Annotated in this window: 10 protein-coding genes; all 10 read right to left on the bottom strand. The window is 30.9% G+C overall.

Translation table 11 applies throughout. The features are described 5' to 3' along the window. Positions 1-101: 101 nt before the first annotated feature. Positions 102-584 carry a hypothetical protein gene (locus ACKTTQ_RS09175; protein ID WP_408049028.1) on the bottom strand — a complete coding sequence of 161 codons (483 nt, stop codon included), beginning with the start codon at positions 582-584 and terminating at the stop codon, positions 102-104. A 244-nt stretch (positions 585-828) separates the two neighbouring features. Further along, positions 829-1,299 carry a hypothetical protein gene (locus tag ACKTTQ_RS09170; RefSeq protein WP_408049027.1) on the bottom strand — a complete coding sequence of 157 codons (471 nt, stop codon included), beginning with the start codon at positions 1,297-1,299 and terminating at the stop codon, positions 829-831. An 11-nt stretch (positions 1,300-1,310) separates the two neighbouring features. Then, a complete protein-coding gene (locus ACKTTQ_RS09165; protein ID WP_408049026.1) occupies positions 1,311-1,499 on the bottom strand; it encodes a hypothetical protein in 189 nt (62 codons plus the stop codon). Between the two features lie 176 nt (positions 1,500-1,675). After that, on the bottom strand, positions 1,676-2,059 hold the full coding sequence (locus ACKTTQ_RS09160; protein ID WP_299137176.1) for a hypothetical protein: 384 nt from the start codon (positions 2,057-2,059) through the stop codon (positions 1,676-1,678). A 181-nt stretch (positions 2,060-2,240) separates the two neighbouring features. Beyond that, entirely contained in the window at positions 2,241-2,990 is a 750-nt protein-coding gene (locus ACKTTQ_RS09155) for a hypothetical protein (protein WP_408049025.1), read from the bottom strand. A gap of 220 nt (positions 2,991-3,210) precedes the next feature. Continuing rightward, positions 3,211-4,881 (bottom strand): ATP-binding protein, encoded by a 1,671-nt coding sequence (locus tag ACKTTQ_RS09150; RefSeq protein WP_408049024.1) that lies wholly within the window; start codon positions 4,879-4,881, stop codon positions 3,211-3,213. Beyond that, positions 4,881-6,089: a DUF4297 family anti-phage-associated protein gene (locus ACKTTQ_RS09145; protein ID WP_408049023.1), complete on the bottom strand. Its 1,209-nt coding sequence runs from the start codon at positions 6,087-6,089 to the stop codon at positions 4,881-4,883. The genes ACKTTQ_RS09150 and ACKTTQ_RS09145 overlap by 1 nt, the downstream gene beginning before the upstream one ends. Before the next feature lie 228 nt (positions 6,090-6,317). After that, positions 6,318-7,169: a hypothetical protein gene (locus ACKTTQ_RS09140; protein WP_408049022.1), complete on the bottom strand. Its 852-nt coding sequence runs from the start codon at positions 7,167-7,169 to the stop codon at positions 6,318-6,320. Then, complete coding sequence (locus ACKTTQ_RS09135) at positions 7,166-8,980, bottom strand: restriction system-associated AAA family ATPase (protein WP_408049021.1); 1,815 nt, start codon at positions 8,978-8,980, stop codon at positions 7,166-7,168. The genes ACKTTQ_RS09140 and ACKTTQ_RS09135 overlap by 4 nt, the downstream gene beginning before the upstream one ends. Beyond that, entirely contained in the window at positions 8,980-10,245 is a 1,266-nt protein-coding gene (locus tag ACKTTQ_RS09130) for a restriction endonuclease subunit S (protein WP_408049020.1), read from the bottom strand. The genes ACKTTQ_RS09135 and ACKTTQ_RS09130 overlap by 1 nt, the downstream gene beginning before the upstream one ends. Position 10,246: the final 1 nt, after the last annotated feature.

The following is a 10,246-nucleotide window of genomic DNA, read 5'->3' as shown; positions in this document are numbered from 1 at the left end:
GCAAAATCAGGATTAATATACGATGAGACTTACAGAAATACTTTGGTTAAAAATTAAACAAAAATTAGTTGTTTTTTACCACAGTTCTTTGTTGTATGCAGTTATTTTATCAGTCGAAATGAATTCAGAAACGGTTCAATTAATTCTTGTTCTTCTCCAAGATAGGTTAATTGGTAAGACCTATTTCCAACAAAGAAAATTTTTCCTTTAATTCCTCCTTTTAATCCTCTCGGAACGTTTGCGTCTGGGTTTAAAGAGTATTCAAAATATATTCCTTCCAGATTATGTTGTTCAGTAGATTCTTTTTTGGTTAGCTTAAAAACACCTCTATATTTTGCCTCAATTGTTTTCAGAATTTGACTGTAGGCTTGGTCTTTGTCCCAAGACTCCATTATATATTCCGGAAAATCAATATATTCAGCCATATAAATCATTTGTTGCCCAGCAACAGCTTGATAATTATAGATTTTGTATTTATCAGTTCCTATTTGATTGTCAATAACCCTTAAAGTCGGTTTTATTGGGAAATCAATTATAAAATTCCCACTTTCGGAAGAAAACTCTTCAGATTCCGTTTTTTCCATTTCGGCTTTGTCTTTCGTTTGTGATTGACAAGAATTAAAAGTGAAAATTGTCAGTAGGATAATCAATAAATTTTTATTCATAAAGTTTGGTTTTAATTGCATACAACGGTTTTGTATAACCGTCAGTTACGGGTTAATATGCGTTAATTTTCGGTTTAGCACTGACGTTAGCAATTCCGCGTGGATTCGGACGTAGTCGAATCCGCCGTAATTGCGGTTATACATTGTTGTGGTGTCGTTTTTTTTACCATATTTTTCTAATCAATACTATTCCGAAAATTAGTAAAGTATAGACAAAAAATTCGGTATGGTCAAAGTCTGCAAAAATTCCACGAAACCTTTTTCCGTTATAATAAAATGTGTGCCCTTTCTTATTATAATTCCAATTACCATCATAGTCTTTAACTACTTTTGTTGTTTCGTCATTAAATTTCGTGAAAGGCCAAAAATGCTTTTTATATCGGGTTTTATAAAGTCTAACTCCAATGTCATTAGCGTCTTTTACCATTGATTTTTTGGCTGAATCGGAAAATAAAAAAAATGAATTTTCACCAACTCTGTAGGTCATATTGTCGGTATAAGTATCCTTTTTTCCTCCGTTGACTTCAAATTCAGGCGATAAACCAAAATAATTTACAAAAAGAGCGAATGAGTTGATAATCATAAGTACAATGATTATTCTTTTTTCGGTTTTGTTAAATTTTATTTTTTTCACAAATCAGAACTTTAGGAATTAATGAGTTTCTTAACAATCTCTATGTTTTCAACCACATTAATTGGGTCTCCACCAATAAATTCTATAATAGTGTAATTATCTCCATAATTATATTTTTGGTCTTTTACTGTTTTTATATTTTGGACAATGACTGTTATCGGTTCATTGCTTCCAGTTAAAGTTAGGTCAATTGTTTTCATTCGGTTTCTTTTTTATTTCAGCGGTTTTTTCAAAATGCACCACAACGGTCTTGTATAACCGTCAGTTACGGGTTAATATGCGTTAATTTTCGGTTTAGCACAGACGTTAGCAATTTCGAGTGGATTCGGACGTAGTCGAATCCGCCGTAATTGCGGTTATACATTGTTGGCAATAGTTATTTTTTAATCAGTTCAATATTCCCAAAATCAATATCAAATCCTGTTTTCATAAACCCTTGATTAATTTTCCATTTATTTCTTTTCGTCATTATTTCTTTTGTCAAATAGCCTCTTTCATTAATTCTAATTTTTACACTATCAAAACGTCTTAAAGATATTATTGTATCATAGAATATCCCGCTTTTATCAGTTTCCGCTATATTTTTTTCAAAATTCCATTCTCTATTGTCAGTATAGCAAATGAATTCAACCTTCACATTCGTAATTGTACTTTTATCGTTCTTATCAAATACCTTTCCTTTCAAATAGAAGCCATTTTCAGGGTCACAACTAATACATATTATTGAAATAAAAATCAAGAAAAAAAGCTTCGTTTTCATTATTTAATGTTCATTCAATTTTGAGTGAGCTTAATTATTGCCAACGGCTTTGTATAAGATTAGTTGCGTGTTTCAAGCAACTAATTTACTAGATTAATCACGAACGGCGAAATTCCGAAGGGATTTCCCAAGTGAGCAAAAACTAGCAATTAATTTTATACGGTGTTAGGCACTGGCTTTGTTATTTTTCCCAAATCTTTCTAATCAATTTCAAAAGTTTAGGTTTTCCTTTTTTATTATTTTCACTTAATTCTTTCGGCATTATTCTTACCATATTTGCTTTCTCCCATTCTTCATATGAAGGTTGTTTCAAATCTGCTCCACCATTATGTGGTAAATTAACAAAACCTTTAGGTGAATTTGGAATTTTTCTCTCACATTCTATTGAGCATAAATTAGCAAGTAAAGGCAGAGTATCTGTTCCTATTCTTTGAGTTGTCCAAAGTTGATTAGTTTCGTTATATGACATTTGTTTTTCGCAAATACTACATTTAACTTTTTTTCCTAAATATCTTACAGGATTATGGTCAAGTTTTGGAAAAGCTTTTCTGTTTTTGAAGTTTCCGTAAAAAGCTCTTGTACTAACTCGACTATCTTTTAAATTCTTACATTTCGTTATTTCGTAAGGAAACCATTTCAAATCATATGAAGTGTAAGGATCAAAATACTCAAGCGATTCCATTTCTCCGATTTCTGGCGGAATTCTTTTTAGGTTACTTCCATAAAGCCAAACCTTTTTAACTTTTTTTAATTTTCCTATTGATTCAGGTAATGTATAAATTTTTGCAAATAATTCATCTCCTAAGTATTCTCTAGGATTAAATTCTTTTTTTCCTTTTTTTGCAATATATTCAACGTATTCACAAAGTTTTAACCAAGCTTCAGAATTTCTATCTTGAATATTATTTCGGATTTTTGATATGTTTTTCATTCTGATTTTCGCTTGTGTCTAACGTTAAGTATAAGAAACGTAGGGCAGTTGATAAGCACTTTCGTTTCGGTTTATTACTTAGCTAAATATAAATATTTTGCTTTTATCTTTTTTACTATAAATGCCAAATTTTATATTTAGCGGACTTTGTAAATAAACACAGAACTTTGGAGTTAGTAAAAAAGCCCTATGTTTTTTATACATTGTTATGGGCTGGGTTTTATGCGTTCCATTCAGTTTTAATTTCGGTTATATCCGCTTCTTTCCATTCCTCTTTCCATAACTCCCAATAAGGTATATCATTAGAAGAAGGAGGTAAGGTACATTCGTCAACTTTTATTATTGAAGGTAGAATTACTGCTTCTCCAATTAATAGGCCTTCACCTGCTTGAAGAGAAGGAAGTTTGTCTGTTAAATTACCTAATGTATCGGGTAAAAGTCGTTTAACGTAATTTTGATCTATTGGATTTGTTAACCTCATTGCGACAAAATTATTACATTGAGAAAATATTGTCTCGGATAATTCTGAAGGTCTTTGACTTGCCAATAATAAAGTAACTCCATATTTTCTACCCTCTTTGGCAATACGCTCAATTGAGTTTTTAGAAGCTCGGTATTTTATTAAATCACTTTTTGGAACATATTTATGAGCTTCTTCATAAACAAGTAGAAAAGGGGTGTCATTATTTATTTTTTCATTTGGATTTTTTCTGGTTCTAATCTTCTTGTAATAATATCCATATTCAAATATTATCCTGGATATTAGAGAAACCGTAATACTTAAAACTTCAAATGGCACACCACTTAAATCTAAAATTGTAACATTATGTTTTACATCTGAATTCTGCCCTGTTAGTTGTTTTATCGTATCTTCAAAAGATATTTTTTTACTTTTTTCACCTACAAGAAAATCAAATCTTTTATCATTTAATTTGTTCTCAAGTCTGCTAATAAAGTTTGTTAATATTCCATTTAAACTTCCTTTTGTTGTTTTTGGTTGTCCTTTTTTTGCTCCTGACGCATAAACTTCACCTGTATCAATTATTTCTTCATTTTTTGATTTAGCAAAAGTCAGAACTTCATTTATGTCAAATAGTAAAGGAGAATCATAATGTATTTTATGTTTATCTGCATCTGCTCCTTCAAATTTGTCTTTTCTGTTAGAAATGACAGCTTCTTTAAATACATTACGTTGATTATGGTCGTTAGCTTCTGTGTCAATAAAAAGTTCTTCTAATTCTTCACTTGTTAACAACCAATAAGGTAGGACTAAATCATCTATTCCAAGGATATTAGCATTTGGAAAAGCTGATTTATATTCAGAGTGAATGTCAAATATTATTATATGTGAATTGTTTAATGAAAAATCTCCGTTTTTTTGTTCAATTGCTTGTTGAATTATTTTAGTAACGGTATGTGATTTTCCTGAACCTGTTGAACCAATTACAGCAATATGTTTATTGAAAAATTTATTGCCATTTACTGGAATTCTGATTTTTTTATTAGAAGACAAAGAAGAAAATGTAAATTTTTCTTTTTCTTTTGTTGAATGAGAATAGATGCTTAAAATTTCACTTTCTTTTGCTGGTTCTACTTTTTTTGGAGGTATAGCAATTGTGTCTCCACCTCTTTGAAATTTATCATCTTTCACAACACCTAAAGGGTTAGCCTCTATAATATATCTACGTTTGGCTGTTCCTTCTTCAGGAACCTCAATTAAGAAATTATCAATCATTGCTATTAAGGCAATATCATCATCATCAGATATTCGGATATAAGAACCTATTTTTAATGTTTCGGATGCTGATTGTATGAAATCGTCATCAACTGCAATTTTTACTCTGTTTGGATATACAGAAATTACTTCTGCACTTACTTTTTCTTCTGCCATTAGATTATTTCTTTAATATGATTTAGGTCGGATATTTGAATGTTTACATTTTTAATTCCTGAATCACTAATAGAGATAAATGGATTTGTAAAGTAAAAATGAAATACTTGTTTTGTTTTAGATATTTCGGGTAATAATTCGTTAAACTCTGTAATATCTTTAATTATTTTTATTTTAACCTGATTGTTAAAAGAAGCTTCTATTTTAATCGCTTTTGTATGGAATTTAGAGCCTGCATATGGTTTACCATCATTAAAATTAAATTCCTCTTTAAATAGTTCATCTTTAAGTAGAATTAAATCGGAATCTTTAATGTTTGGAAAACAGATATAAGGACAAAAAGTTTTAGGTTCTCTTTTACTTAAATTTGAATAGCGTTTAGATATAATCTGTACTAGTTCTTTAATTTCACTAAGGTTGTGTTTAATCGGTAATTCTATAATAAAAAATCGTTCAAAAGGAGATTTGTTTAAAGTTCTAAAATGTTGTTCTTTTAGTTCTTTATGGTAATTTTGAAGACCTTTTAATTCCGAAAACCATTTATTGAATAAGACACTTTTGTTGTTGATTTTATCTAAAAAGGCCTTTTTTGAAATAGTACGCTGACTAATGTTATCTTCAATTGCAATTTTTCGGATTTCATTTAGAGCATTATTGTAAAAATAATATTCAGCATCAAAGGTATCACAGGAAAAAGTAGTTGATAAAGAAGAGATAATATCCGTAAGCTGTAATTGATATTCTTTTGCGTTTATATCAATTGTCAATAAATCGATAAACTCTTGTAAATCGGTATCTGAAAGCCTTAATTTTGTATGGTGTTCGTGTTTTACTTTTGAACTTGTATAGGTTAAGAGGTTTTCTTTTAAAAATTTCACACTAATTGGAAGTGAAAGTTTACTTTGTCCCGATTTATAGTGTCCGTATAATTTGTACTTAATTTGGGATACAGTTCCATTTTTTACACTTTTAAAATGGTCAAGCATTAACCTAATAGGTTTGGAGATTACGGAATGGTTATATTCGGTTTTCGCATAATATTTACATTGTATAGCTGTTTCATAAGTTGATGAATTAATATCAATATCTTCAATTCCTTCAACAACAATTTCATCAGAGTCTTTGGATAGATTTAATATTTCAGCAATCGAATAATCAAATTGATAGAAGTATCCCTTAATAGTATCTGTTGCACTTCTGTTCCTCATTTTTTACTGTGTAGTTTGTCGGTTACGTTTTTCACCTTGCCCATAACGTTCCGTGTATGGTGTCGTAGCATCCCGAAGGGTGCTATGCACTATACACATTGTTGTATGCCGTTTTTATTTTATTCATTTCGTTTTTCAGCGTTGGGTCAAACATACTCTTTGACAAGTTTTGGCTCGTGCGGTGGGCTTTTGAGCGACTTGGCAATGTGTATGGTTGCTGTCGGCTGGTCATTCTATGTAATTTAATTCTCTTGCCACATCAATTACAAAAGGCTCAATCCATTCTTCAGCAGAGCCTTTTAGCCTATGATGAATCATCATTGTAAATTCACTTTCTGGATTTAGCATTTCTACCAAAAATGAAACTGGTCTATCAAACTTTGAAAATTCAGAAGCTTGATAATATTTTTCAGCCTCAATAATATAGTTATGGCACTTCTGTAAAAGGCGTCTTCTTAATCTGTCTAATAGTGAGTGTTCTAAATCATAAGCCATTATTGATATAGCTGCTCGGTGATAATTGTGAGCATTGTCTACTTCATCAAATACTGGTTTGGGATTATTGTAACTGTATAACAAAAGACTAACATCATTTTCAACACAGGGATCTAAAAGCATTATGCTATTATCTTCTATGGCCTCATTACCTGTATGAATATCACACGAGTTAGTCCCACTTTGCAAAGGAAAATAACCTCCTTTGCGTTTATTTGACTTGTCATTCGCTACTCTGAAGTTATTATAGTCATATGCTTTCCAGTAATAGCCAGTTGCATTTGGACGAGTTCCGCCTTCAGGATAATTATAACTACCTGTAACCCTTGTGACTTTTAATTTGGGCCTAAAATGGTCTATGTATAAATTAACTTCTGATTTTACTTCTGCATACCAACATTTGCGGTGTCCTAAATCTTTTAAAGAATTGACAAAACCATCTTCATTCCAAATCTTGTTTTCGGATGTATTAAGGTATGTGCTTCTATCCACTGGTGTAGAGCCGTTGATATGAGCAGTTCTTGCGGCAGCATCATTTAACCAAGCCTGAGTAGGGAAGAAGTTGTATAAATCTATGCGTCTCATAATTTCCCTTGCTCTTTTAACTTTTCTATGATGAGACTCGCAGTTTGCTTTCTTTTCTCCTCGGATGCTGCATCAGCATATTTTTCATAATATACAGAGGTGTCTTCTTTACTTAGTTCTTCAATGAAATCACGATAAATTGGATCGTCTATCGGATTTAACCCATCTATTTCTGCTATTTCTGTAGTAAGAACTTCAAGTTTTTCCTGTTCTCCTTCTTCAAATTCAATACCTCTAAGTTGTTTTGATAGAAGAATTCTTCTTTCTACCATCTTTTCATGAGTAGGAAAGTCAATTGCCGAATTGAGACCAAAAATTGGACTAGTAAGTAAATTATCTACACCCTGCCCAATTAAATCCTTTTCGGGAAAACTCCAACGACTTTGTTCTTCAACAGTATTTGCTTTGTTATTAAATAGAATAACATTTTCTTTTTTTAAACCAGATATAAAAATGGGGTCATGGGTTGTGATTAATATTTGATTTTTATACTTGTTGGATAGATTTGATATTGTATTGATAAAATCATATTTCCATTTTGGATTTAAGTGAGTATCTGGCTCATCTAATAAATACAATACGCCATCTTCATCTAGCATGTTAAAGAGTCCAATATTTAATAATGCTTGGTGTTCTCCATCAGAGACATATCGATATTCTATAGGCTCTTCAATATTTACCTTTTTGACCTTTAATTCTTCAATAACGAAAGGTTTTTTATCCGAAGGAGGTGTTCCGATATTATTTAAGGAGTAAAAATTATCGCTACCAAATAAGGCTTCTGAGCTACGCTTTTTTTCAACTGCATTTATGTTGATTATATTCAGTTTTTCAAAAAACTTGTATAAGCTGTTAGCATCATTTTCTACGAATAGGCTTTTAAAAGCCGTAATATTCCTCGATTCAGTTAAATCAATACTAAAAGTTACTTTAAGAGATTCATCATCAATATCACCCTCAATACAATGCTGTAATTTGCTCTCCTCAGATAATGACCTGATGATTCTCTTAATGTCATTAGGGATTTTAACTTTATTTCGCACCCAGTAATACTTGTTAATAGTAAACTTTACATAAGTGAGTTGTTCTATTTCAAATAGATTTTTGAAAACATCAAGCTTTTCTTCATTTCCGTTATAAACAATGAAATTTGATAGTAGAATTGAAGATGTAGTTTCGTAATCGATATAATGAAATCTATTATCCTCTATGATGTCATAACTACTGCTAGAAATGTTTTCAGCTAAGCTTCTGAAGTAATACAAGTCCATTTTATAAAATGGTAAGCTAAGGATTTCATTGTGGCCAGAAGAATAGCCCCAAATTTTCCTTGGAAGTAGCTCCTTAAGTTGTATTTTGGTTTCTTCCCTTCTATACTCGTTATCTAAATCAATATCTACGGAAAACTCAACTATTTGATTTTCTTTATCAAATACTACTAAGAATTGAGGTCTGTCATTTTCCTCTTTTATTATTTTGATCCTGAAATACTTATCGTCCCATTTCCAGTCTTGATCGAAACGAATAAAACGATTCCCCATTGTTAGAGGAAGGTAATATTCAATTACAAAAGCACTAATTGTATTTACATATGTATTCTCGTCATCTTCTGTATAGTTTAATAGGTAACTTTCTAAATAATAGAAAATATCAGCCAATGCTTCTAAAACGTTTGATTTACCACTACCATTAGGACCAACAAAACAAATAGGGTCTAGTTTTTCAGAGTTCAAATCTGGTTCGAAAGTTATTTCAAAGCCTTGCTCTAGGCTTCTATATTCTTGGTTTAATTTTAAACGTTTTAGTTTCATTAATTTAATTCGTTTAAATTGATTTCAACCTTGCTCAAATCCAATTCACCTTTAAAAGCTTTTTGATTAATACTACCATATAGGTTTTGAATTTCAAGTAGACTACTTTTAAAATTTTTCTTTAAAATTTGGTGTTTTTGAACAATTAAATTGAATTCTTTTTGTTTTTGAATTGGAGGTTTTGGTAGTTTCAAATTTTTGATTATTGTCAAATTCAATCCACTCATTATTGCTCCCTTCATATTTTTAGACAATTGCTGAAGTATTAGTGGGTGAAACTCAAATGAGTACTTCAAGTAATAAGGCATAATAGCAGATTGATCCAAAGTAATTGCTGCTAAATGCTTTGAATTTATTGATAGCGGAATTTCATGAGGAACAACAGCTGATCTACCATTGGTTGCCATAATACTGATAAGTACATCATCTGGAAAAACTTGATACCTTTTTAAAACATCAAATTTTTCGAGTGTTATATATCTTGGTTTTCCCCATTTGAATGTGTTGTTTACAACATTATCTATTCCTAAAACACAAACGTCTCCCTTATCGGTAAATTCACTATGGAGTAAATTACTTCCAAAAGGACCTGTTCTCATACTTCCTTTTCTTTCTTTTGCGTATGTTTCAACCTTATTAATAGGCCATTTTGAATAATTTTCATGCTCAGGCCCAAACATTTCTAAAAAAGTGGATTTCAAAAACTCATCTAAAAGTTCAATACTTTCTTTTCTTTTTTGAATCAACTTTTCGCAACATGAAAGAACTTTGGCAATCCGTTTTTGATTTTCGGGAGAAGGAAGTGGGATTTTGATTTTTTTTAAATGAGTAGGTCCAAAATTTAGTTGGGCACTTCCAGTGATCAATCTTCTAATTTGATTTTTGAACTGGTTGTTTTTTAAAAAAAAGTAGAAGTAATTAATGTCAATTTTTTCAGAAATTGACTTAAATCGGATAGTACTTGTATTCATACAAAGAGGTAAATGCTCTTTCTTTACAAATGCTATCTTTCCATTGAATTTTTCTACAATTACACCTGAGCTTGCGATAACTAAATCTCCTTCATCTACAAGGAAGTGAGAATACTTGCCGTAAGCTTCTTCTTCAGAAACGAATTTAGAAGTAGTTGACAATGAAAGCTTATTATCATTTATATTTCCTCCATTGAGTAATTTCACTCCAGCATTGGTAAACTGATGTTTTCGTACACCTGGTCCCTCTTGGAAAAACAATACATCTGGAAGCTTTACAATTTCAAGTTTCATT

Origin of the sequence: Tenacibaculum halocynthiae (assembly GCF_964512825.1) — a bacterium.
GTDB classification, from domain to species: Bacteria; Bacteroidota; Bacteroidia; order Flavobacteriales; family Flavobacteriaceae; genus Polaribacter; species Polaribacter halocynthiae.
The sequence above is the reverse complement of the archived record's forward strand: the minus strand, read 5'-3'. Positions and strand labels throughout refer to the sequence as shown.

Coding starts and splice junctions, on each gene's coding strand:
- ACKTTQ_RS09140 (WP_408049022.1), bottom strand. CDS start 7,169: ATGAGACGCATAGATTTATACAACTTCTTCCCTACTCAGGCTTGGTTA.
- ACKTTQ_RS09160 (WP_299137176.1), bottom strand. CDS start 2,059: ATGAAAACGAAGCTTTTTTTCTTGATTTTTATTTCAATAATATGTATT.
- ACKTTQ_RS09165 (WP_408049026.1), bottom strand. CDS start 1,499: ATGAAAACAATTGACCTAACTTTAACTGGAAGCAATGAACCGATAACA.
- ACKTTQ_RS09175 (WP_408049028.1), bottom strand. CDS start 584: ATGGAAAAAACGGAATCTGAAGAGTTTTCTTCCGAAAGTGGGAATTTT.
- ACKTTQ_RS09155 (WP_408049025.1), bottom strand. CDS start 2,990: ATGAAAAACATATCAAAAATCCGAAATAATATTCAAGATAGAAATTCT.
- ACKTTQ_RS09135 (WP_408049021.1), bottom strand. CDS start 8,980: ATGAAACTAAAACGTTTAAAATTAAACCAAGAATATAGAAGCCTAGAG.
- ACKTTQ_RS09145 (WP_408049023.1), bottom strand. CDS start 6,089: ATGAGGAACAGAAGTGCAACAGATACTATTAAGGGATACTTCTATCAA.
- ACKTTQ_RS09150 (WP_408049024.1), bottom strand. CDS start 4,881: ATGGCAGAAGAAAAAGTAAGTGCAGAAGTAATTTCTGTATATCCAAAC.
- ACKTTQ_RS09130 (WP_408049020.1), bottom strand. CDS start 10,245: ATGAAACTTGAAATTGTAAAGCTTCCAGATGTATTGTTTTTCCAAGAG.